At 72.9% G+C, this 22,734-nt stretch carries 15 protein-coding genes; 5 read left to right on the forward strand and 10 right to left on the reverse strand.

Features of this window, described 5'->3' with window-relative positions:
- The first annotated feature begins 998 nt into the window (after positions 1–998).
- Positions 999–3,971 carry a glycoside hydrolase family 3 C-terminal domain-containing protein gene (locus tag ACFO3J_RS10280; RefSeq protein WP_386428324.1) on the forward strand — a complete coding sequence of 991 codons (2,973 nt, stop codon included), beginning with the start codon at positions 999–1,001 and terminating at the stop codon, positions 3,969–3,971.
- Between the two features lie 48 nt (positions 3,972–4,019).
- Here ACFO3J_RS10280 and ACFO3J_RS10285 read toward each other — a convergent pair whose 3' ends face one another.
- A complete protein-coding gene (locus ACFO3J_RS10285; RefSeq protein WP_386428326.1) occupies positions 4,020–4,928 on the reverse strand; it encodes a LysR family transcriptional regulator ArgP in 909 nt (302 codons plus the stop codon).
- Positions 4,929–5,025: 97 nt separating this feature from the next.
- Between ACFO3J_RS10285 and ACFO3J_RS10290 the strand changes: the two genes are divergently transcribed.
- Positions 5,026–5,637: a LysE/ArgO family amino acid transporter gene (locus tag ACFO3J_RS10290; RefSeq protein ID WP_386428328.1), complete on the forward strand. Its 612-nt coding sequence runs from the start codon at positions 5,026–5,028 to the stop codon at positions 5,635–5,637.
- Between the two features lie 24 nt (positions 5,638–5,661).
- Here ACFO3J_RS10290 and ACFO3J_RS10295 read toward each other — a convergent pair whose 3' ends face one another.
- Entirely contained in the window at positions 5,662–7,731 is a 2,070-nt protein-coding gene (locus ACFO3J_RS10295; RefSeq protein ID WP_386428331.1) for a SpoIIE family protein phosphatase, read from the reverse strand.
- Between the two features lie 122 nt (positions 7,732–7,853).
- Positions 7,854–8,900, reverse strand: coding sequence for a LacI family DNA-binding transcriptional regulator (locus ACFO3J_RS10300; RefSeq protein ID WP_386428332.1), 1,047 nt, complete (start codon positions 8,898–8,900; stop codon positions 7,854–7,856).
- Positions 8,901–9,216: 316 nt separating this feature from the next.
- Here ACFO3J_RS10300 and ACFO3J_RS10305 point away from each other — a divergent pair, with 316 nt between their 5' ends.
- Complete coding sequence (locus tag ACFO3J_RS10305) at positions 9,217–10,053, forward strand: aldo/keto reductase (RefSeq protein ID WP_386428334.1); 837 nt, start codon at positions 9,217–9,219, stop codon at positions 10,051–10,053.
- Positions 10,054–10,075: 22 nt separating this feature from the next.
- Here ACFO3J_RS10305 and ACFO3J_RS10310 read toward each other — a convergent pair whose 3' ends face one another.
- The 5 genes from ACFO3J_RS10310 to ACFO3J_RS10330 all read right to left on the reverse strand — a co-directional run bounded on the left by ACFO3J_RS10310 (position 10,076) and on the right by ACFO3J_RS10330 (position 17,932).
- Positions 10,076–11,089, reverse strand: a complete 1,014-nt coding sequence (locus tag ACFO3J_RS10310) for an SDR family oxidoreductase (protein WP_386428335.1) — start codon at positions 11,087–11,089, stop codon at positions 10,076–10,078.
- A 150-nt stretch (positions 11,090–11,239) separates the two neighbouring features.
- Positions 11,240–12,376, reverse strand: coding sequence for an enolase C-terminal domain-like protein (locus ACFO3J_RS10315; RefSeq protein ID WP_386428337.1), 1,137 nt, complete (start codon positions 12,374–12,376; stop codon positions 11,240–11,242).
- Positions 12,373–14,250, reverse strand: coding sequence for a thiamine pyrophosphate-requiring protein (locus ACFO3J_RS10320; protein ID WP_386428340.1), 1,878 nt, complete (start codon positions 14,248–14,250; stop codon positions 12,373–12,375). Before ACFO3J_RS10320 ends, ACFO3J_RS10315 begins: the two co-directional genes overlap by 4 nt.
- A gap of 67 nt (positions 14,251–14,317) precedes the next feature.
- A complete protein-coding gene (locus ACFO3J_RS10325) occupies positions 14,318–17,455 on the reverse strand; it encodes an FAD-binding and (Fe-S)-binding domain-containing protein (protein ID WP_386428341.1) in 3,138 nt (1,045 codons plus the stop codon).
- A gap of 153 nt (positions 17,456–17,608) precedes the next feature.
- Positions 17,609–17,932, reverse strand: a complete 324-nt coding sequence (locus ACFO3J_RS10330; protein ID WP_386428342.1) for a plasmid stabilization protein — start codon at positions 17,930–17,932, stop codon at positions 17,609–17,611.
- A 293-nt stretch (positions 17,933–18,225) separates the two neighbouring features.
- Here ACFO3J_RS10330 and ACFO3J_RS10335 point away from each other — a divergent pair, with 293 nt between their 5' ends.
- Positions 18,226–19,107, forward strand: coding sequence for an SGNH/GDSL hydrolase family protein (locus ACFO3J_RS10335; protein WP_386428344.1), 882 nt, complete (start codon positions 18,226–18,228; stop codon positions 19,105–19,107).
- Here ACFO3J_RS10335 and glgC read toward each other — a convergent pair.
- Positions 19,050–20,267 carry a glucose-1-phosphate adenylyltransferase gene (gene glgC / locus ACFO3J_RS10340; protein ID WP_386428346.1) on the reverse strand — a complete coding sequence of 406 codons (1,218 nt, stop codon included), beginning with the start codon at positions 20,265–20,267 and terminating at the stop codon, positions 19,050–19,052. The two genes, ACFO3J_RS10335 and glgC, sit on opposite strands and share 58 nt — an antisense overlap.
- Before the next feature lie 122 nt (positions 20,268–20,389).
- Positions 20,390–21,553, reverse strand: a complete 1,164-nt coding sequence (glgA, locus tag ACFO3J_RS10345; protein WP_386428349.1) for a glycogen synthase — start codon at positions 21,551–21,553, stop codon at positions 20,390–20,392.
- Positions 21,554–22,034: 481 nt separating this feature from the next.
- On the opposite strand from glgA, the gene ACFO3J_RS10350 reads away from it, so the two are divergent.
- Positions 22,035–22,595 carry a GNAT family N-acetyltransferase gene (locus tag ACFO3J_RS10350; protein WP_386428350.1) on the forward strand — a complete coding sequence of 187 codons (561 nt, stop codon included), beginning with the start codon at positions 22,035–22,037 and terminating at the stop codon, positions 22,593–22,595.
- Positions 22,596–22,734: the final 139 nt, after the last annotated feature.

Genomic DNA, 22,734 nt, shown 5'->3' on the forward strand with positions numbered 1-22,734 from the left:
ACCGCCAGCGACAGGCGCCGCGCGAGCGGGCGAAGCGCGGGCCGGTCCCGTCCGGTCCGTCCACCGCCAGCGGCCTGTCTCGGCCAAATCCGTCGAGCCGCCGCGGCGGGCCCACCGCCAGCGACAGGCGCCGCGCGAGCGGGCGAAGCGCGGGCCGGTCCCGTCCGGTCCGTCCGCCGCCAGCGGGCTGTCTCGGCGAGGTCCGGCGACGCGCGCCCGAGCGCCGCCCATCACCGACGACGTGGCCGCCCGCGTCCGACATCGAGCGCCGCCCATGCACACGGGAGCGCCGCGCGAGGTCCCGCCCGCTTCGACCACGGCCACCGTGCGGGACGGCGGTGCCCGGTGACGGCGCGTCGCCCCTGGACGGACCGGACCGCCGGCCGGCCGCCGCCTGGGCCCGGTTCCGGCCGGGCGCGCCTCCGCCGGGGGGATTAGCCGGGCCACCCCGGGCCCGGTTCGGCCGGGCGCGCCCCCGCCGGGGGCTGGCCGGCACCGCCGGCGCGACCCCGGCGGTCGGCCCGCTCCCCGGCCCCGCCGGGCCCCGCTTGCAACCGCCAGGTTTCCTGGGCCCGCCGGTTGGGGCCCGGCCACTCGACGGCCGGCAGGGAAACGTAACCGGCCCGGCACCGAACGCCACTTGCTCGTAGGCCGCCCGGGAAAGCCGTTACTACGGCTGCGACTGCCCCGGCACGGCGATCCGGCCGGCCCCCGGCGAGCCGCCGGCCCCGCTTACCGCCGCCCTGACCAGGATCGCGCCGGAACCGCACCGGGCCGGCCCGCCGAGCCGTCCGGCGCCGGAGGGCGGAGCGTGCCGCTCCGCCGAGCGGGGAGATACCTCCGATAACCCCCCGGGATCCGCAGGAGAGCGCTCTCCCATCGTCTTGACAGCACGCCCTCCGTCTACAATCGTCACTCCCCGAGTCCTGTTACGTTCACGTCAACAAGGCCGCAGCACCATCCGCGTGTCGTCGGAAGCCGAAGCCTGGAGGCCCCCCGTGCGTCGTTGGAAACGAATCGCGCTGCCGTTCGCGGTGGCCCTGCTGCTGGTCGGCGGTGTAACCGCTTCCACCGCCAGTGTGGCCTCGACCCGGGCGGACGCCGCCGCGCGGCCGTGGGCGAACGCCGCGCTGACGCCCGAGCAGCGGGCGGACCAGCTGCTGGCCCAGATGACCTCGGCCGAGAAGCTGACCATGCTGCACGGCGGCGCCTCCTGCGGCTATGTCGGCTGCGTGGACGGCAACACCCGGCTCGGCATCCCGCCGCTGCACCTGCAGGACGGCCCGGTCGGCGCCGGCGACGGCTTCTCCAACGTGACGCAGATGGCCGCCCCGGTGGCCGGCGCCGCGACCTGGGACACCGCGCTGATGCAGAGTTACGGCCAGGTGCTGGGCTCCGAGCAGTGGGGCAAGGGCACCAATGTCGTGCTGGCGCCCACCATCAACATCGTGCGCGACCCGCGCTGGGGCCGCGCCTTCGAGTCACTGGGCGAAGACCCCTATCTGGCCGGGCAGCTGGGCGCCGCCGACATCCAGGGCATCCAGAGCCAGGGCCCGATGGCCCAGGTGAAGCACTATGTGGTCTACAACCAGGAGACCAACCGCAACAACACCACCGACAACGCGATCGTCTCCGACCGGGCCGAACGCGAGATCTACACCCCGGCGTTCGAGGCAGCGGTCAAGCAGGGCCAGGTCGCCTCGGTGATGTGCTCGTACTCCGCGATCAACGGCCCCTTCGCCTGTGAGAACGGACCGCTGCAGAACGGCCTGCTCAAGGGCGACCTCGGCTTCAGCGGCTTCATCACCTCGGACTGGGGCGCCACCCACTCCACGGTGGCCTCCGCCAACAACGGCCTGGACATGGAGATGCCGGGCAGCACCTACTACGGCACGGCGCTGACCAACGCGGTCAACAGCGGCCAGGTGTCGCAGGCCACCATCGACGACCATGTCCGGCGGATCCTGGTCTCGATGTTCCGCCAGGGTCTGTTCGACCACCCCAACACCGGGAACGTCAACGCGGTTGTCACCACGACCGCGCACGCGGCGGTCTCGCAGCAGGTCGCGGAGGAGGGCAGCGTCCTGCTGAAGAACACCAACGCGGTGCTGCCGGTGGCCTCCACGGTGCACTCGCTCGCGGTGATCGGCGACGACGCGGGCACCGACGCGATGACGCAGGGCGGCGGCAGCGCCGGCGTGAACCCGGCGCACCTCATCACGCCGTACCAGGGCATCAAGTCCCGTGCGGGCACCGGCACCACGGTGACCTTCTCGCCGGGCGTGGCGTCGTCCAGCGGCGCGCTCCCGCCGGTCGGCAGCCAGTACCTGACGCCGTCCTCCGGCACCGGTACCGGCCTGTTCGGGCAGTACCACAACAGCACCGACCTGTCGGGCGCGGTCGTGGCCAGCAGGGTGGACTCCTCGATCGACTCGGTGTACGGCGGTGCCTCGCCCGCGTCGGGGGTCAACGCCACCAACTGGTCGGTGAAGTGGACCGGTACGCTCGCCCCGCCGACCACGGGCAGCTACACCTTCTCGCTCAACAGCGATGACGGCAGCCGCCTCTACGTCAACGGCCAGCAGATCGTGAACAACTGGGGCGACCACGGCCCGGCCGTCAAGACCGGCACCGTCACGCTGACCGCCGGCCAGCCGGCGAACATCGAGGTCGACTACTACCAGGGCGGCGGCGGCAGCAGTGTCTCGCTGGGCTGGCAGGTGCCCGGCCAGTCCGCGCACGACCAGGCGGTCGCGGCGGCCCGCAGCTCGGATCTGGCGGTCGTCTTCGTCAGCAACTTCGAGTCCGAGGGCAGCGACCTCGGCAACATCGATCTGTCGGCCGCGCAGAACACCCTGGTCAGCGATGTGGCCGCGGCCAATCCCAATACGGTCGTGGTGGTCAACAGCGGTTCCGCGGTGACGATGCCGTGGGCCGGCAGCGTCCGCGGCATCATCGAGAACTGGTATCCCGGCCAGGAGGACGGCGCGGCCATCGCCCGGCTCCTCTACGGCGACACCAACTTCTCCGGCAAGCTCCCGGTGACCTTCCCGCAGAGCCTGAACGACGTCCCCGCCCACACCACCGCGCAGTGGCCGGGCCAGAACAACACCGTCCAGTACAGCGAGGGGGTGAATGTCGGCTACCGCTGGTACGACAGCCAGAACAAGACCCCGCTGTTCCCCTTCGGGTTCGGCCTGTCCTACACCACCTTCGCCTACTCGGGCCTGACGGTCAGCCAGCCCGACGCGAGCGGCAACGTCGCGGTCGGCTTCGACGTACAGAACACCGGCACCCGCGCCGGAGCCGAAGTCCCCCAGATCTACGTCGGCCAGCCCGCCACCACCGGCGAACCCCCCAAGAACCTGCGCGGCTTCCAACGGGTCAGCCTCAACCCCGGCCAGACCCAGCACGTATCAGTAACGCTCAACGCCCGCAGCTTCCAGTACTGGAACAACGGCTGGACCAACGCCACCGGCACCAACACCGTCTACGTCGGCTCCTCCTCCCGCGACATCCGCCTCACCGGCACGACCACCATCGGTAGTGGCGGCGGCGGGGGTGGCGGCACGCACACGGTGCTGTCCCGTACCGGCTGGACGGCGACCGCCTCGGCGACCGGTGGCGGCGACGTGCCGGCCCGCATGCTGGACGGCGACGCCACCACCCGCTGGAGCTCCGGCACGCCGATGGTCAACGGCCAGACGATCACGGTGGACATGGGCGCGGCGCATTCCATCGGCCAGATCACCATGGACTCGGCGGGCAGCACCGGCGACTACGCCCACGGCTACTCGGTCGCGCTGTCCTCGGACGGGGTGACCTGGTCGGCCCCGGTGGCGACCGGGACCGGGACGGCGCCGCTGGTGACCGTGCCGTTCACGGCGCAGTCGGCCCGCTACATCCGGGTGACGCAGACCGGCAGTTCGACCTCCTGGTGGTCGATCGCGGAGTTCAACGCGTACACCTGACATACGTCAGCGAGATGCTCGCCCGCGGCGACGGGCACACCTGGTGATTCAGCGGCGGTCCGGGTCCTTCAGGGCCCGGGCCGCCGCTCGTGCGACCGCCTCGGCGACGGCGGCGAGGGCCGGGGAGTCCAGCTTCCACTGCTGCCAGTACAGGGGCACGTCCACCCGCCGGCCCGCCGCCAGGTCGAGCAGGGTCCCGGCGGCCAGCGCTGGGGCGGCCTGCGGCTCCGGGATCATGCCCCAGCCGAGCCCGGCGGCGACCGCCTCCACGAAGGCCTCGGAGGAGGGAACGTAGTGCCGGGACCTGCTGGGTGTGCGGCGCGGGGCGAGGGCGCGCAGGAAGCGGTCCTGGAGGTCGTCCTTGCGGTCGAAGACCACGACGGGCGCCTCGGGCAGCAGCTGCCGCAGCGGGGCGCCCGAGAGCCGGCGGGCGGCGAAGCCGGGGGTGGCCATGGCCCGGTAGCGCATGGTGCCCAGCGCGCGTACCGAGCAGCCCTGGACGGGTTCGGGCGATGAGGTGACGGCGGCCATGACCAGGCCCTGGCGCAGCAGCCGGGTGGTGTGGTCCTGGTCGTCGCGGTGCAGGTCGAAGCAGATGTCCTGGTGGGCGGCGGCCTCGGCGAGCGCGGGCAGGAACCAGGTGGCGAGCGAGTCGGCGTTGACCGCGATCGGCAGGGTGGCGGGGCCGGCCGTGTCGTCCAGGCCGAGTTCGGCGCCGGCGTCGCGCTCCAGCCGGGCCAGCTGACGGCCGAACCGTACGACGATCTCACCGGACTCGGTCAGCCGTACCGGCTTGGACCGCAGCAGCAAGACCCGGCCGGTGCGCTGCTCCAGAGCCTTGACACGCTGGCTGACCGCGGAGGGCGTGACGTGCAGGGCCTCGGCGGCGGCCTCGAAGGTGCCCTCGTCCACGACGGCCAGCAGCGTACGCACCTGGTCCAGCGGCAGATCCGTCATCGGCCCGGCTCCCTGTCCGTACGAAATGAAGCTCCGCTGATCGTAGCTAAGAATCATTAGCTGGTCTGATGGTCATGGCGGCTCCTAACCTCAGGGCATGCGTGAAGCTCTTGTCGCCGTCCTGGCGGGTCTTGGCACCGGCCTGTCGCTCATCGTGGCCATCGGGGCCCAGAACGCCTTCGTCCTGCGGCAGGGCATCCGGCGCGAGCATGTCGCGGCCGTGGTGGCGATATGCGCGGCCTCCGACGCGGCACTGATCACGGTGGGCATCAGCGGCGTGGGCACGGTCGTGAAGCGGTGGCCGGCCGCGGTGGGCGTCACCGCGTGGATCGGCGCCGCCTTCCTGGTCTGCTACGGCCTGCTCGCGGCCCGCCGCGCCCTGCGGCCCGCGGCCCTGACCGGTGACGGCGGCCCGGGCGGCTCGCTGCGCGCGGCCGTCCTGACCTGCCTGGCGATGACCTGGCTCAATCCCCATGTCTACCTCGACACCGTGCTGCTGCTCGGCTCGGTCGCGACCGGCTACGGCGGCGACCGCTGGCCCTTCGGCCTGGGGGCGGTCACCGGCAGTGTGCTGTGGTTCAGCGCCCTCGGCTTCGGCGCCCGCCTGCTGCGCGGCCCCTTCGCCCGTCCGTCGTCCTGGCGGGTACTGGACGCGGTGATCGCCTGCACGATGGTCACCCTGGGAGTGGTGATGGCCACCCGGGGCTGACCGGTCCCCAACCGCCCGGGCCGTTCAGAGCAGCGGGCGGCCCACGCTGACCGGGCGGAAGCCGATGATCGCGGCGTCGTCGCGGCGCTCGGTGACGGCGGCCAGCAGCCGGGTGCACAAGGTGGCCAGGGTGACGCCCGCGTTCTTGGCCGCCTCGGCCTGGACGGCGAGGTCGGCCATGCCGTCGGCGAGATCGGTGCCGGGGACCTCGATCAGGCCGTCGGTGAACAGCAGCAGGGTGTCGCCGAGCTTGAGGTCGGTGTGCCAGTTGGTACGGGCCCGGGTCGGGTCGACGCACAGCGGAAGGTCGGGGCCGGCGCCTTCGAGGTAGCGGGGCGGACCGTCCGCGGGCAGCAGCAGCGGCGGGGGATGGCCGGCGTTGGACCAGGCCGCGTGCCAGCCGCCGTCGGCCTTGGGGACCAGATGGGCGTGGACCGCCGTGACCAGCGGCGCGATGGCCAGGCCGTCGGCCACCCGGTCGAGCTGGGCCAGGCACTCGGCGGGGGTGGCCTGGCGGAAGCGGTCGTAGGCGATGACCCGCAGCATGCTGCGCAGCTGGCTCATCGAGGTGGCGGCCTCCAGGTCGTGGCCTGCGATGTCGCCGATGGTGAGGGTGGCCGAGCCGTCGGGCAGCAGCAGCGCGTCGTACCAGTCGCCGCCGATCTCGGCGGTCCTGCTGGCCGGCTGGTAGCGCGCGGCGAGTTCCGCGCCGGGCACCCGCGGGGTGGGCGTGAGCAGGGCGCGCTGGAGGGTCAGCGCGGTCTGCCGAGTGCGCTGGAGCTCCATGGCCTGCCGCAGCGGTTCGCGGACCTCGTGCAGCACCTCGCCGAGCAGCGCCAGGTCGGCCGGGCCCGGCGGCGGGCTGTCCGAGCAGCCGGCCGCGCAGGCGAAGGCGACCACGGTGGAGTCCACCAGGATCGGTACCAGGGTGAGGCTGGTGGTCCGGGTGTCGCGCAGCCAGTGCGCGGGGACGTCGGGCAGCGCCCCGGCCGGCGGCTGCCCGCTGGGGAAGACCATCAGCCGGGGGCGGCGGCTCTCGATCACCTGCTGGGCCAGCGGGCCCACCGGGTGGGCCTGGCCGCTGGGCGCCGGCAGCGGCGGCAGCCCCTCCTTCGCGGTGGAGGCCACCCGGACGGCGGTGAGCGCGGTGCCCGCGCCGGTCACCTCGGGGGACGGCAGCATGAACACCGCGCAGGCGTCGGTCAGCTCCGGCACCACCGCGTCGGCCACGGCGCCGAGCGCCTGCGCGAGGTCGCCGGCGGCAGTCCCGGTGGCGACCTTGGCCAGCAGCCGCTCCCGCAGCCGGTTGCGCCACTGGTCCTCGACATCGGTGGAGGAGCCGACCCACTCGACGACCTCCCCGCCGCGCACCACCGGGGCGGCCCGCGACTGCACATGCCGGTACTCACCGGAGGCGGTCCGCATCCGGAAGGTGCACACGAAGAAGCCCGGCGTGTCCTGGGACGCCTCCTTCCAGGTGCGCAGCAGGCGGGTCCGGTCGTGCGGGTGGACGGCGGCCAGCCACTCGCTGTCGATCTTCGGCCGCCACGGCATGCCGGTGAACTTCTCGAAGCCGCCGACCAGCTCGCTGATGTCCCAGTTCGGCTTCATCAGCCAGATGATCTGCGGGACGGCCGACATCAGCGCCTCGTAGCGCTGGAGGGTCAGCCGCCGCTCCTCGGACTCCTCCTCGGCCTGCCGGGCCGCCTCGACCTGGGCGGTGGTGTCGACGCAGACGGCCAGCACGCCGGGGCCGTGCCGGGAGACGACCGGCGAGCAGCTGAAGATGAAGTGGCGGCGGCCGGGCGCGCCGGGGGTGGTGCCTTCGGTGGTGCGCGGCGTGGTGACCTGGCGGGCGACCCGGTCGTGGTAGACCTCGTCCAGCATGTGGACGAAGCGGCCCGCGTCGGGCTCGTCGTAGACCTCGGCGGCGGTGGCGCCCAGCCGGCGGGGGCCGAACAGCCCCCGGAAGGCGTCGTTGTAGTACCGCAGCCGATGCTCGGGGCCCGCGGTGAGCGCGACAGCGACGATGGCCCGGTCGAACACCTCGGGATCGAACTCGGGCACGTCCCCTTCGCCGCCGGTCCGCCTCATCCTTCGATCATCGCGCGCCCGGACGGGCCGGGCACGCCGAACACGGCCGCATTCGTACGACTGTCCGCTCCGCGACCCGGGAGAGCGCTCCCCGCAGGTCTTCAGGGGCGCCGGAGCACCGGTCAGGCCGAGGCGCGCACCACCAGCTGGGTGGGGGTCACGATCGAGGACAGCGCGGGCACCCCGAGGGCGTCGGCGGGCGGTCGCAGTGCCCGCAATAACAGCCTGGCCATCAGCCGGCCCATCTCCTCGATGTCCTGCCGGACCGTGGTCAGCGGCGGGTCGGTCCACTCCGCCACCGACACCATGTCGTCGAAGCCCACCACGGCGACGTCGTCCGGCACCCGGCGGCCGGTGCCGCGCAGCACCCGCAGCGCGCCCGACGCCATCACGTCGGAAGCGGCGAACACCGCGTCGATGTCGGGAGAGCGCTCCAGCAGCTCGGCCATCGCCCGGGCGCCGCCCTCCGGCGTGAAGTCGCCCTCGGCGATCAGGCCGGGGCCGGTGTCGGGCAGCACGTCGCGGAAGCCGTCGAGCCGGTCGACGGAGGCGGGCTGGTCGAGCGGCCCGGCGATATGGGCGACCCGCCGCCGGCCGAGGCCCAGCAGGTGCCGTACCGCGTCGCGGGCGCCGCCCCGGTTGTCGCAGTCGACGTACAGGGTCCGGCGCCCGGTGCGGGGGTCGGGCCAGGTGGGCCGGCCGCCGACGACGATCGGCACCCCGGCGTCCCTGGCCAGCGCGGTGAGCGAGTCGTCGGTGTGCAGCGAGAAGATCAGCGCGCCGTCCACGTGCCCGCCGGACAGATAGCGGCCGACCCGCTGGTAGTCCGAGGTGCCGTTGGTCAGCAGCAGCACCAACTGGTTGTCGTAGGTGCTCAGTTCACGGCTGATGCCGCGGATCTGGCGGGCGAAGAAGGGGTCGGTGAAGAATCTGGCCTCGGGTTCGGCGACGATCACCGCGATGGCGTCGTTGTGCCGGGTGACCAGGGTGCGGGCGGCCTGGTTGGGGATGTAGCCCAGCTCGTCGACGGCTTGGCGCACACGTTCGGCCAGCGGTCCGCGTACTCCCGCTCCCCCGTTGACCACCCGGGAGGCGGTCGCTCTCGACACCCCGGCCATGGCGGCGACCGCCTCCAGTGTGGGACGGGATACGGGGATCGGGTGGGACAACGGGGTCTCCTTCACGCCGGGCGCGGGCGGGACACGAGCCGATCGGGCCCAGCGTAACGGCTTGGATCTCTCCGTGAGAGCGCTCTCCGAGAGCTGGTGGAAATGTTGCCCTGCGAAAGGGGGCGTGATCGGCCGTCCACCGGGCAGCCGCCGACCGGTCGCGAGTCACCGCCGGCGCTACGGTGGGAGGATGTGTCGTGCGCCCGCCGCCTGCGCCGCCGCAGGTCAGGCGGTGCCGTCCGGGCGGGGCGGCCGGTATCGGGCCCGGGGCGGACACCGACGGCAGCAGGGCCGGACCGAGCAAGGAGCCACCGAGATGAGCCATATTCCCGACGTCACCCTCAACAACGGCATCACGATCCCCCAGCTCGGCTTCGGGACCTTCCAGATCGATCCCCAGCAGACCCGGCAGGCGGTGCTGGACGCCCTGGAGATCGGATACCGGCACATCGACACCGCCGAGATGTACGGGAACGAGAAGGAGGTCGGTCAGGCCGTCCGGGAGTCGGGACTGGCCCGCGACGAGGTCTTCGTCACCAGCAAGCTCAACAACGGCTACCACGCCCACGGGGACGCGCTCGCCGCCTTCGCCCGCAGTCTGGACGACCTGGGCCTGGAGTATCTGGACCTGTTCCTGATCCACTGGCCGCTGCCCAAGGTGGGCGACTTCGCCGACACCTGGAAGACGATGGAGGAGATCTACCGCTCCGGCCGGACCAGGGCGATCGGCGTGTCCAACTTCAATCCGCACCACCTCGAACGGCTCTTCGAACGGGGCGAGGTCATCCCGGCGGTCAACCAGATCGAGATCCACCCCTACTTCGCGCAGGACGGCGTGCGGGCCTTCAACGCCGACCACGAGATCGCCACCGAGGCCTGGGCGCCGATCGCCAAGGGCCGGGTGCTGCACGACCCGGTGATCGGCGCGGTGGCCGAGCGGATCGGGCGGCCCCCGGCCCAGGTCACCCTGCGCTGGCACATCCAGCGCGGCGACATCGTCTTCCCCAAGTCGGTCACCCGCTCCCGGGTCGAGGAGAACTTCCGGATCTTCGACTTCGAGCTGAGCGAGGAGGACATGGCCCAGATCAGCGCCCTGGACCGCGGTGGGCGCACCGGCCTCGACCCGGAGACCAACAACGGCGGCCTCGCCTGAGGGCGTTCGGCGTCCCCCGCGGTCAGCGCCGGTGGCGGCGGACCGCCTGACCCACCGCGCCGAACGCGGCGACGGCGCCGACCAGGGCCGCCGCGGCGGGCAGGGGGTGGCGGGCGGCGAGGGTCTGGTAGGAGCGCGGCGCCGAGCGGTCGTCGAAGCCGCCGTGCGCGCCGTGGTCGGTGCCGGCCGCGTCGTCCACCGGCTGCCAGAGGTTGTCGGGACGGCCGCTGTCGGCGACCTCGGCCGTCTGCTGCGAGTCGTAGCCGGTACGGGCCAGGTAGCGGTCGAGCAGCCCGGCGGCCACCTTGTTGCCGAGGATGGTCGCCACGGTGGACGCGCCGACGTAGTACTGCTTGCGCCCGGGATTCGCCGCGGCGAACACGACCGCGCGGGCGGCGACCTCGGGCTGGTAGATCGGCGGCACGGGCTGCGGGTCGTGGGACAGCCGGGAGCGCACCCAGGAGAACTGCGGGGTGTTGACGGCCGGCATCTGCACGACCGTGATCCGCACCCCGCTGCGGTCGTGCATCAGCTCGGTGCGCACCGCCTCGGTGAAGCCGTTGACGGCGTGCTTGGCCCCGCAGTAGGCGGACTGCAGCGGGATCGAGCGGGCGCCGAGCGCGGAGCCGACCTGCACGACCGCTCCCCGGTCGCGCGGCCGCATCCGGCTCAGGGCGGCCCGGGTGCCGTTGACGAATCCCAGGTAGGACACGGCGGTGACGCGGTCGAAGTCCTCCGGGGCGATCTCGGAGAAGGGGGCGAAAACCGAGGTGAAGGCGACATTGACCCATACGTCGATGGGTCCGAAGGCCTCCTCGGCGGCGTCGGCGGCGGCTTCGACCTGCCGGTGGTCGGCGACGTCGGTGGGGACGGCCAGGGCCCGGCCGCCCAGTTCCTCGACCTCGGCGGCGGCCGCGTCCAGGCCGGCCCGGCCGCGGGCCAGCAGGACCACGTTGTCGCCCTGCTCGGCGAAGAGCCTCGCGCTGGCCCGGCCGATTCCCGCGCTGGCGCCGGTGATGACGACGGTCCGGTTCATGGTGGTGGTGCCCTTCTCTTGATCGGTGGGGTGGTGGACCGGTCGGTCCGGCTCCGGCCCCGCCCGGTACCCGCGGCCGGGGTGAGGTGCGTCTTCCCGGCGGCGGCCCGGCGAATCAGCCGCCGGGGCGTACGGGCGGCGCCCGCTCCCTCACGCCGTGCGGTACTCCTCGACGGCCGGCAGCAGTTCCAGGCCGTGCCCGGGTGTCCCGTCCGCGCCGGGGCGGATCACGCCGCCGGAGGGGTCGAGCGCTCCGGTGAAGAGCAGGTTCTCCACCCGTACGTGGTCGTGGAACCACTCCAGATGGCGGAGGTTGGGCACCGCCGCCGCCACATGGGCGTGCAGATGCGGGGCGCAGTGCCCGCTGATCGCCAGCCCCCGGGCCTCGGCCAGGGCGGCGGCGCGCAGCCAGACGGTCACGCCCCCGCAGCGGGTGACGTCGGCCTGCAGGCAGTCCACCGCGCCGGCGGCGAGCATGTGGTGGAAGTACGGCAGCGTGTAGCCGTACTCCCCGGCGGCGACATCGCAGGTGACGGCGGCCCGTACGCCGGCCAGCCCGGCGAGGTCGTCGGAGGAGACCGGCTCCTCGAACCAGCCGACGCCCTCGGCGTCGAGGTGCGCGGCCACCCGGACGGCCTGTTTGGCGGTGTAGCCGCCGTTGGCGTCGACATACAGCTCGGCGGCGGGGCCGACGCTGCGGCGGGCGCGGCCGATCCGGTCGAGGTCGCGGGCCTGCGCCGCTCCCCAGGACTCCCCGATCTTGATCTTGACCCGCGGGATGCCCAGGCCCTCGGTCCAGTCGCGCAGTTGGCGGTCCTGCCGCCGGTCGTCGTAACTGGTGAAGCCGCCGCTGCCGTAGACCGGCACCTCCTCGCGGGCGGCGCCGAGCAGCTGGACCAGGGGCAGGCCGAGCAGGCGGGCCTTGAGGTCCCACAGGGCGATGTCGACCGCGGAGAGCGCGTGCCCGGCGATTCCGGGGCGGGCGGCGTTGCGGACCGCCCGGCTCATCGCCTCGTTGGCGGCGGGCACGTCGTACACCGAGCGTCCCACGACCGCGTCGGCCAGGTGGGCGCCGACGACCGGGGCGGCGGCCGGGGAGCCGTAGGTCCAGCCGAGGCCGGTGGCGGCGCCGGCCCTGACCCGTACCACCACCAGCGTGGTGGCGTCCCAGGCCAGGGTGCCGTCGGCCTCCGGACTCTCGGTCGGGACGGTGTAGACGGCGGTCTCGACGGACTCGACGGCCTCCACCACCGGCCGGGTCAACGCCCGGGTGGTCGCCCGGCTCACTTCCCGTCCTGTCCGTCGCCCCCGTCGCCGCCCTCGGCGCCGTTGCCGCCGTCGTCCTCGTCACCGGCGCCGGGCCGGTCGGCGCGGTGGCGGCGGCCGGGCAGCAGCTCCTGCAACTTGGCCTTGACGCCCTGCCTGATCATGCCGTCGCGGTCGCTGTCGCCGTGGAGGACGGCCGAGACGACGGCCTCGGCCTGCTCCCGGTCGGCGTGCGGCGGGATCGGCGGCACGGCGGGATCGGTGCGGAAGTCGATGACGAAGGGGCGGTCGGCGGCCAGCGCCTGCCGCCAGGCGTCCTGGACCCCGCCGGGCTCCTCGACCCGGACGCCGCCGAGGCCGATGGAGCGGGCGAAGTCGGCGTAGCGCACATCGGGCAGGGCCTGGGACGGTTCGAACTGGGGGGCGCCTTCCATCGCGCGCATCTCCCAGGTGACCTGGTTGAGGTCGTGGTTGTTGAGGACGGCGACGATCAGCCGGGGGTCCTGCCACTGGCGCCAGTACTTGGCGGCGGTGATGAGTTCGGCCATGCCGTTCATCTGCATGGCGCCGTCGCCCACGATGGCGATCGCGGGCCGGTCCGGGTGGGCGAACTTCGCGCCGATGACGTAGGGGACGCCGGGGCCCATGGTGGCGAGCGTGCCGGACAGCGAGCCGCGCATGGCGCCGCGCATCCGCAGATGGCGGGCGTACCAGTTGGCGGACGAGCCGGAGTCGGCGGCCAGCATGACGTTCTCCGGCAGGAGTTCGTCCAGCGCGTGCACCACGTACTCGGGGTTGACGGGATCGGCGTCGACCGCCGCGCGGCGCTGCATGACCTCCCACCAGCGGGCGGTGTTCTCCTCGACGGTCTTGCGCCACTCGCCGTGCTTCTTGGCCTTCAGCAGCGGCAGCAGCCGCTTGAGGGTGCCGGCCGCGTCGCCGACCAGATTGACCTCGAAGGGGTAGCGCAGTCCGATCATGAAGGGGTCGTGGTCGATCTGCACCGCGCGGGCCTGGTCGAACTCGGGCAGGAACTGCGTGTAGGGGAAGCTCGATCCGACCACGAGCAGGGTGTCGCAGTCGCGCATCATCTCGTAGGAGGGCCGGGTACCGAGCAGTCCGATGGAGCCGGTGACATAGGGCAGGTCGTCGGGCAGCACATCCTTGCCGAGCAGCGCCTTGGCGACGCCCGCGCCCAGGGTGTCGGCGAGCTGTTCGACCTCGGCGCGGGCGCCGCGGGCGCCCTGGCCGATGAGGATCGCCACCTTCTCACCGGAGTTGAGGACATCGGCGGCGCGGGCGATGTCGTCGTCGGCGGGGACCGGCGCGTAGTCGGCCAGGCCCAGGCTGGAGGGCACCATCTTGAAGGCGTGCGTGGGAGCCGCGTAGTCGAGTTCCTGCACGTCGGCGGGGATGATGATCGCGGTGACGGTGCGCTTGGCGTAGGCGGTGCGCATCGCGCGGTCGATGACGTTGGGCAGTTGCTCGGGGACGGTCACCATCTCGCAGTATTCGGAGGCGACGTCCTTGAACAGGCTGAGCAGGTCCACTTCCTGCTGGTAACTGCCGCCCATGGCGCTGCGGTTGGTCTGGCCGACGATGGCGACGACCGGGACGTGGTCGAGCTTCGCGTCGTACAGGCCGTTGAGCAGGTGGATGGCGCCGGGGCCCGAGGTCGCGGCGCAGACGCCGACCTTGCCGGAGAATTTGGCGTAGCCGACCGCTTCGAAGGCGGCCATCTCCTCGTGCCGGGCCTGGACGAACTCCGGCTTGTTCTCGGCTCGGCCCCAAGCGGCGAGCAGGCCGTTGATGCCGTCGCCTGCGTAGCCGAAGACATGCTCGACGTCCCATTCGCGCAGCCGCTGCAGTACGTGGTCGGACACCTTGATCGACACGGGCGTTCCTCTCCTCGGTCGGGTCCTGCGGGTCTTACGGGTTCGCGGGTCGTGCGGGCGGGACGGTTCAGTGGCGGAGCCGGCGGACGAGCGCGTAGGCGGCGCCGGCCGCCCCGGCGACGGCGGTCGCGGCGGCCAGCCGCGTTGCGGCCGGCGAGGGCGCCGCGGGGCGGGCGGCGGCCTTCTCGGGGTGGTCGGCGGGCGGTGGGCCCTCGTCCAGGCCGAGCGCGAGGGCCTCGGCGAGGTGCAGGGCGCGCCGTCCGGTGCCGCCCTGCTCGATCTGGGTGCGGCAGCTGAAGCCGTCGGCGAGGACGAGGGCGCCGGGGGCGGCCTTCCGTACCGCCGGGAGTACGCCGGTCTCACCGATCTTCATCGACAGCTCGTAGTGGCCGCGTTCGAAGCCGAAGTTGCCGGCCAGGCCGCAGCAGCCCTCGTCCAGCACCTGCGCGTCGAGGCCGGCCCGGCGCATAAGTTCGCGGTCGGCGTCGAATTCGGTGACGGCGTGCTGGTGGCAGTGGGTCTGCACGGTGGCGGCCCGGGTCAGCGTGGGCGGCTGCCAGCCGTCGGGAGCGTGGCGCAGCAGCAGTTCGGAGAAGGTCAGGAACTGCCCGGCCAGGCGTTTGACGTCCTCGTCGTCCGGCATGAGTTCGGGCGCGTCGGCGCGGAAGACGGCCGTGCAGGAGGGCTCCAGGCCGACGATGCGGGTGCCGGCCTCGAGCCACGGCCGCAGGGTGTCCAGGGTGCGCCGCAGCACCCGCTGGGCGATGTCGAGTTGGCCGGTGGAGATCCAGGTCAGGCCGCAGCACACCGCTTCGGTGGGCACGGTGACGTTGAAACCGGCGTCCTCCAGCACCCGGACCGCGGACTTGGCGACGGCCGGGTGGAAGTTGCTGCTGAAGGTGTCGGGCCACAGCACGACGGTGCGCGGGTCGGCCGGGTCGGGCTCGGGGGTGCCGGCCCGCTCGGTGCGCTCGGCCCACCATTCGACGAAGCTCTGCTCGGCGAAGAGCGGGGTCTGCCGCTCGGGGGCGACTCCGGCGGCGAGCTTGCCGAGGCGGGACAGGCCGGGGGCGCGCAGCGCCGTGTTCACCAGGGCGGGGGCGATCCGCGCGGCCCTGGCCCACAGCGGCAGCCAGCCCAGCGCGTAGTGCGCCGCTGGCCGCAGCCGCCCCTGGTAGTGGTGGGAGAGGAACTCCGCCTTGTAGGTGGCCATGTCGACCCCGACCGGGCAGTCGGACTTGCAGCCCTTGCACGCCAGGCACAGGTCGAGGGCGTCGCGGACCTCGGTGGAGCGCCAGCCGTCGGTGATCGGGGAGTCGGCGTGGCCGCCGATCATCTCGAACAGCAGCCGGGACCGGCCCCGGGTGGAGTGCTCCTCCTCGCCGGTGGCGCGGTAGGAGGGGCACATCACTCCGCCTTCGTGGGTACGGCAGTTGCCGATGCCGACGCAGCGCATGACGGCCTGGTTGAAGGAGTGGCCGTCGTCGGGATAGCCGAAGCGGGCGTCGCTGTCGTCGCGCGGCCGCCACAGCGGTCCGAGCCGCAGGTCCTGGTCGGCCCGGTGCGGGGCGACGACCTTGCCGGGGTTCATCCGGTCACCGGGGTCGAACAGCGCCTTGAGTTCGCCGAAGGCACCGACCAGCCGCTCGCCGAACATCCTGGGCAGCAGCTCGCCCCTGGCCTGCCCGTCGCCGTGCTCGCCGGAGAGCGAGCCGCCGTAGGAGACGACCAGGTCGGCGGCCCGGTGCAGGAACTCCCTGAAGGTGGCGACCCCTTCGGCGGTGCGCAGCCCGAAGGGGATGCGGGTGTGCACACAGCCCTGCCCGAAGTGCCCGTAGACGGAGGGGTGGTCGTAGTGGAACTCCGCGAACAGCCGCTTGAGGTCGCGCAGATAGTCGCCGAGCCGCTCCGGCGGGACCGCGGAGTCCTCCCAGCCCTCCCAGGTCTCGCGGCCGTCGGGCGGCCGGGCGGTGACGCCGAGGCCGGCCTCGCGGGCCTTGAGCATCCGCTGCTCGCGGTGGGGGTCGTCGGAGAAGGACACGGTGGGGTCGTCCTCGGCGCGTCCGATGGCGGCCAGCAGGTCGCGGGACTGCCGGTCCACCTCGTCCTGGCTGTCGCCGGTGAACATCAGCAGCAGCCAGCTGCCGCCCTCGGGGAAGGAGTCGATCGACTCGGTGAACGCGTGCTCCTCGTGCATGAGCTGTGCCATACGGTCGTCGAGGGCTTCGAGCTGGGCGGGTGCGCAGTGCTCCAGCAGCCGGGGTACGTCGTCGGCGGCGGCGCAGATGTCGGGGTAGCCGAGCACGAGGATGGCCTGGGCGGCCGGTACGGGCACCAGGTCCAGCTCGGCGTGCAGCACGGTCACCAGGGTGCCTTCGCTGCCGGTGAGGGCGCGGGCGACGTGGAAACCGTTCTCCGGCAGCAGGTCGTCGAGGTTGTAGCCGGACACCCGGCGCGGGATGGCCGGGTAGCCGCGGCGGATGTCGGCCAGATAGCGGTCGGCGATGCCGCGCATGCCCCGGTACAGCTCGGCGCGGCGGTCGCCGGCGGCGGTGATCTCGGCGTACTCCTCGGCGGAGGTGGCGCCGGTCCAGCAGCGGGCGCCGTCGTAGCTGAGGATCTCCAGCCGGCGTACGTTGTCGGCGGTCTTGCCGTAGGCCTGGGCGGAGGCGCCGCAGGAGTTGTTGCCGATCATGCCGCCGATCGCGCAGTGGCTGTGGGTGGAGGGTTTGGGGCCGAACATCAGCCCGTGCGGGGCGAGTTTCCGGTTCAGCTCGTCCAGGACGATGCCGGGTTCCACCACGCAGGTGCGCCGCTCGGGGTCGACCGAGACCAGTGCGTGGCAGTACTTGGTCCAGTCGATGACGACCGCGGTGTTGGTGCACTGGCCGCCGAGGCTGGTGCCGCCGCCGCGGGACAGCAGCGGGGCGCCGAAGCGCGCGCAGACCGCGACGGCCGCGACGCCGGCCTCGATGCCGCGCGGGACGACCACGCCGATCGGCACCTGCCGGTAGTTGGATCCGTCGGTGGCGTAGGCGCCGCGGCTGCCGGCGTCGAAGCGCACCTCGCCGTCGACCGCTTCCCGGAGAGCGTTCTCCAGGGCGGCGACGTCGAGCGGCGCGGACGGTTCGGGTGTATCGGGTGTGGTGGACGCGGGGCCGGAGCCGGGCGTGCCGTCGGGTGCGGTTCGGCTTGCGATGGTCATGTACGCCCTCCCCGGGGCCTCCCGCCGACCGCCGGCGCCGGTCCCGGAGGGGGCCGGGCGGCAGGTCCGTACGCGCGCTCCGAGGCGCGCGGAGGCCGTGCTGCACCGGTCCCAGCCGTGCGCCGGGCGGTGGTGTGCGGCGGGGCGGCCGTTCTAGCGGCCGAGTGCCTTGCTCAGCTCGTCCTTGGACATGTTCGACCGGCCCTTGATGCCCCGCTGCCGGGCCTCGTTGTAGAGCTGGTCCCTCGTCGGGCCCGCCGATCCGGAGTGCGAGCGCTGCCCGCCGCGCCGCGACGACGGCATGTCGCGTGTCGAGGTGCGGCTGGCGGTCCTGGACTCGCCGGAGCGGGCCCGCTCCTTGTTGACGGTGCGTGAGGCGATCTCCTCGGCGCGGCCGGGCGACTCGCCGCGCTGCCGCGCGCTGTCCTTGATGTGCTCGTACTGCCGTTCCCGCTTGCTGTTCGATCCTCTGGGCATCGTGGCCCGCCTTTCCAACGGTTCGCCGGGGTGCGCATCGCCGCGCTCGCCGCACGGAACGCGCCGGTCCGGCGTGCTCGTCCTTGCCGTCGGGGCTCGCCTGCCCGGCCGGGACGGTCGCACGCACACCGTTCAAGTGTTGTCATCGCGTGATCGCCCGCGCCCGCCCGCCGGGTCCGTCCGGTCGCCCGTGGACCGCGGTCCAGGCGGCCGGACCGGCCGGGTTATCGTGGCCGGACATGGATGAGCAGGCGTACGGCCCGGGTTCGGGGCCTTCGGTGCGGGGGGCGCGTGTGACCCACGATCGGCCGGTGCGCGGCGCGGGTGTGACCGCCGCGCTGATCACGATCGCCGTCGCCGTCGCGGTGGCGCTGCTGTCCGCCGGCGGGAAGCCGGCCGGCACCGGTGACTCCGCGGTCCCGCGCTCCACCGTCCGGGTGATGCCGCTCGGCGACTCGATCACCTGGGGCCAGGGCAGCCCGTCCCTGTCCGGCTACCGCAAGCCGCTGTGGGACCTGGTGACCGCCCGGCCGTCGCGGTACGCCGTGCGGTTCGTCGGCTCGCTGAGCAACGGCGATCTGCCGCAGCCGGCGAACGAGGGGCACCGGGGCTGGACGATCGGCGAGATCGACGGCCGGATCGACCAGTGGCTGGCGGCGTCTCGGCCCGACGTGGTGCTGCTGCACATCGGCATCAACGACCTGCGGCGCGATGTGGACGTCGCCCATGCCCCGGCGCGGCTGGCCGCGCTAGTCGACCGGATCTACGCCGACCGGCCCGGCGTCTCGGTGGTGTACATGGGCCTGCTGCCCAACACCGCGCATCTGCGGACCGAGGTCATGGCGTTCGACCGGCGGGCCGCCGCGCTGCAGCCCGCCGAGCGGCGGCGCGGCCGCGCCTTCTGGTACGTGGCCCCGCCGGCGCTCACCGCGGCCGACATGTCCGACAGCGTGCACCCGGACGACGCGGGCTACCGGCGGATCGCCGCCGCGTTCTTCCCGGCGCTGAACGCGGCGGTGGCCGGCCGGACCGGCCGCCCGGCACCGGCGGCCGGGCGACCGCCCGCGCCGGCCCTTCCGCCGGGCGGAGCGACGGCCGCCGGGTGGCCGCGGCGGGGTCAGAGGACCTGCTGGCCCTTGCCGAGGGCGATCACCCCGCCCGCCGACACGGTGTAGAGCTGGCCGTCCCGGTCCGGGTTGACGCCGATGGTGGCACCGGGCGGTACGTCCACGTTCTTGTCCAGGACCGCGCCCCTGACGATGGCGCCGCGCCCGATCCGTACGTTGTCGTGCAGCACCGAGCCCTGGACGACCGCGCCGAGGTCCACCACCACGCCCGGCGACAGCACCGAGCGGGTGACCTGGCCGCGGATCACGCAGCCCGGGCTGATCACCGACTCCCCCACGATGCCGCCGGCCGCGATCTTGGCCGGGGGCAGGCTGGTCTGGTGGGTGTAGATCGGCCAGCGCCGGTTGTAGAGGCTGAAGGCCGGCTGGTCGGAGATCAGGTCCATGTGCGCGTCGTAGTAGGCGTCGAGGGTACCCACGTCCCGCCAGTAGCCGTGATCGCGGGGGGTCTCACCGGGTACGTGGTTGGTGTCGAAGTCGTAGACCTGGGCCAGGCCCTTCGCGGTGAGCCGGGGCAGGATGCTGCCGCCCATGTCGTGCACGGACTGCGGGTCGTCGGCGTCCTCGTGCAGGGCGTCCAGCAGGGTCTTGGTGGTGAACAGGTAGTTGCCCATGGAGGCGAAGACCCGGTCCGGGTCGTCGGGCAGTCCCGGCGGGTCGGCCGGCTTCTCCAGGAACCGCTCCACCTCGATGCCGTCGCTGGCCGGGGTGATCACGCCGAACGCCGAGGCGTCCGCCTTGGCCACCTTGATGCCGGCCACGGTGACGCCCGCGCCGTGCTCGATGTGCTGCGCGAGCATCTGCCGCGGGTCCATCCGGTACACATGGTCGGCGCCGAACACCGCGACGTAGTCGGGCTGTTCGTCATGGATCAGGTTGAGCGACTGCAGGATCGCGTCGGCGCTGCCGAGATACCAGCGCGGGCCGAGCCGCTGCTGGGCCGGCACCGGGGTGACGTAGTTGCCCAGCAGGCTGGACATCCGCCAGGTGGTCGTGACATGGCGGTCCAGGGAGTGCGACTTGTACTGGGTCAGCACGCAGATCCGCAGGATGTCGCCGTTGACCAGGTTGGACAGCACGAAGTCCACCAGCCGGTAGGTACCGCCGAAGGTCACCGCCGGTTTGGCCCGGTCGGCGGTGAGCGGCATCAGCCGCTTTCCCGCGCCACCGGCCAGCACTATGCCCAGCACCGAAGGTCCACCACGCATCGAAGCCCCCTCACATCGTGTCCGCTCCCGGGTGTGCGGCGGATGCCGCCCGGTTGCCGTTCGCCCGCCTGTCCGCGACCGGCCCGGCCGGCCCGCCGGGGCCCGCCGTCCGGCTCGGGGCCTCAGCCGTCCTTGAGCACGGTGGCGTACAGGTCGGCGGTGCGCCGGGCCACGGTGTCCCAGCCGAATTCGGTCACCGCGCGCTCCCGGCCGGCCTCGCCCATCCGGGCGGCCGTTCCCGGGTCGCCGATGAGCCGGTCGATCGCGTCGGCCAGCCCGGTCTCGAACTCCTCGGAGCGGCCCTCGCGGTAGGGCACCAGCAGCCCGGTGCGGCCGTCGTCGACGACCTCCGGGATGCCGCCGACCGCGGAGGCGACCACGGCGGTGCCGCACGCCATCGCCTCCAGGTTGACGATACCGAGCGGTTCGTACACCGAGGGGCAGACGAACAGCGCCGCGTGGGTGAGGAGTTGGACGACGGCCGGGCGGGGAAGCATCGCCGGGATCCAGTGCACCCCGTCGCGTACCGCGCTCAGTTCGTCGAACAGGGCGCGAAACTCGCGGTCGAGGGCAGGGGTGTCGGGGGCGCCGGCGCACAGCACCAGCTGGGCGGCCGGGTCGATCCGGCGGGCGGCGCGCAGCAGGTGCGGTACGCCCTTCTGCCGGGTGATCCGGCCGACGAAGAGTACGTAGGGGCGGTCCGGGTCGATGCCGATCCGGTCCAGTACGTCGGTGCGCGGGTCGGGGCGGTAGGTGGCGGTGTCGATGCCGTTGCGGATCACCTGGACCCGCTCGGGGTCGAGCGAGGGATAGCTGGACAGGATGTCCCGGCGCATCCCGTCGGAGACGGCCACCACCGCGTCGGCGGACTCCATCGCGGTGCGCTCGGCCCAGCTGGACAGGGCGTAGCCGCCGCCGAGTTGCTCGGCCTTCCAGGGGCGCAGCGGCTCCAGGGAGTGCGCGGTCAGCACGTGCGGTATGCCGTACAGCAGCTTGCCGATGTGGCCGGCCAGATTGGCGTACCAGGTGTGGGAGTGCAGCAGTTCGCGGCCGTCCAGCGCGGCGGCCATCGCCAGATCGACGGCGAAGGTGCGCAGCGCGTCGTTGGCGCCGTCCAGCGAGGCGGGGGCGCGGTGCCGCACCACCCCGTCGTCGGAGCCCTCTCCCCAGCTGTGCACTTCCAGATCCACCAGAGCGCGCAGCTCACGGGCGAGGAACTCCACGTGCACCCCGGCCCCGCCGTAGACATCCGGCGGATACTCCCGGGTCAGCAGCCCCACCTTCACCGCGCCCTCCCATCCCTCGACCGTCTCGCGATCGTCATGTGTTCCCGTCGCCTTCCCCGTTCGGGAAGGCATATCACGTCGGGGCGGCCGGATCTTTGTGACCGGACGATCAGAATGTTAAGAGGTGATCGGACCGGACCGCTCCCGGTCGCCGGCGCCCGCCCGGCCGGCGTGCGGCGGCCGGGTCGGGACCTACTCGCCTGTTCGGTATTCGGCCACCATCCGGCTGCGGTAGACATCGGCTGCGTCCGCCCGCGTACCGCGCGAGCGCCGGGCCCGCTGGGACGGCAGGCCATCCGAGCGGCCCATGGGGCGGCACCCGGGCGGCGCGGCCCGGGACGGGTGCCATATGGCCCAAGCACATGACCGGGCGGCGCGCTGCAATACGGCCGATCCGCAGTGTGGCGGCGGCCGGTGGATTGACGCTTTATGGACGGCTGCAACCACCCCGTCCCGGGCACACGTAGGAGAGAACAGCGTGATGACCACCCCCCACGCCATCGCACCCGTCCCGCTGCGCGCGGGCGAGCGGCTGGCACTGGCCCTGGCAAGGGAAGAGATGATGCGGGACTACCACCGGTGGGAGACCGACCCGGCGACCGTCGTCGGCTTCGGTGCCCGCTGGCCGGTGTCCTGGGAAGTGTTCCAGGCCCGCTTCCGCAGCATCCACACCTCGTCCCACTACCAGCTCTTCGAAGTGATCACCGCGGCGGACGGGATTCCGGTCGGAACGACGTCCCTCAGCGTGGATCAGTCGGTCAACTGCGCCGAGTTCACCCTCGTGATAGCCCCCGAGCACCGCGGTCTGGGCTACGCGACCGAAGCCACCGCACTCACTCTCGACTGGGCGTTCTCCATAGCGTCGCTGAGTGCGGTGTGGCTGGAGGTGCTGGCTCCGCACACCCCCGCCGTGAACGCCTACCTGAAGGCCGGTTTCCGTGCTGCCGGACGGCTGCGGGATGCCGCACTGTGGCACGGCAAGCGTGTCGACAAGCTCCTCCTGGACTGTGTTCCCGATGACCTGGCAGCAGAGAAGAGGTGAACCGAGATGTCCTGCCCCGACGTGAACTGCCGCAAGGGCGGCTGCACCACCGAGCCCGGCCGTGGCCGGCCAGCTGGTGACAGCGGCCCCGGCAAGGCCTGACCGCCGCGGGCCGGCCGAAGGGCCGGCCCCCGGTGCC

The organism is Streptomyces polygonati, assembly GCF_042650325.1.
Taxonomy (GTDB): domain Bacteria; phylum Actinomycetota; class Actinomycetes; order Streptomycetales; family Streptomycetaceae; genus Actinacidiphila; species Actinacidiphila polygonati.

What these genes read in the sequence shown, in the direction of transcription:
- ACFO3J_RS10350 (WP_386428350.1), top strand. Translation starts at nt 22,035, where the DNA reads ATGACCACCCCCCACGCCATCGCACCCGTCCCGCTGCGCGCGGGCGAG.
- ACFO3J_RS10290 (WP_386428328.1), top strand. Translation starts at nt 5,026, where the DNA reads ATGCGTGAAGCTCTTGTCGCCGTCCTGGCGGGTCTTGGCACCGGCCTG.
- ACFO3J_RS10310 (WP_386428335.1), bottom strand. Translation starts at nt 11,089, where the DNA reads ATGAACCGGACCGTCGTCATCACCGGCGCCAGCGCGGGAATCGGCCGG.
- ACFO3J_RS10295 (WP_386428331.1), bottom strand. Translation starts at nt 7,731, where the DNA reads ATGAGGCGGACCGGCGGCGAAGGGGACGTGCCCGAGTTCGATCCCGAG.
- ACFO3J_RS10330 (WP_386428342.1), bottom strand. Translation starts at nt 17,932, where the DNA reads ATGCCCAGAGGATCGAACAGCAAGCGGGAACGGCAGTACGAGCACATC.
- ACFO3J_RS10305 (WP_386428334.1), top strand. Translation starts at nt 9,217, where the DNA reads ATGAGCCATATTCCCGACGTCACCCTCAACAACGGCATCACGATCCCC.
- ACFO3J_RS10285 (WP_386428326.1), bottom strand. Translation starts at nt 4,928, where the DNA reads ATGACGGATCTGCCGCTGGACCAGGTGCGTACGCTGCTGGCCGTCGTG.
- glgC (WP_386428346.1), bottom strand. Translation starts at nt 20,267, where the DNA reads ATGCGTGGTGGACCTTCGGTGCTGGGCATAGTGCTGGCCGGTGGCGCG.
- ACFO3J_RS10325 (WP_386428341.1), bottom strand. Translation starts at nt 17,455, where the DNA reads ATGACCATCGCAAGCCGAACCGCACCCGACGGCACGCCCGGCTCCGGC.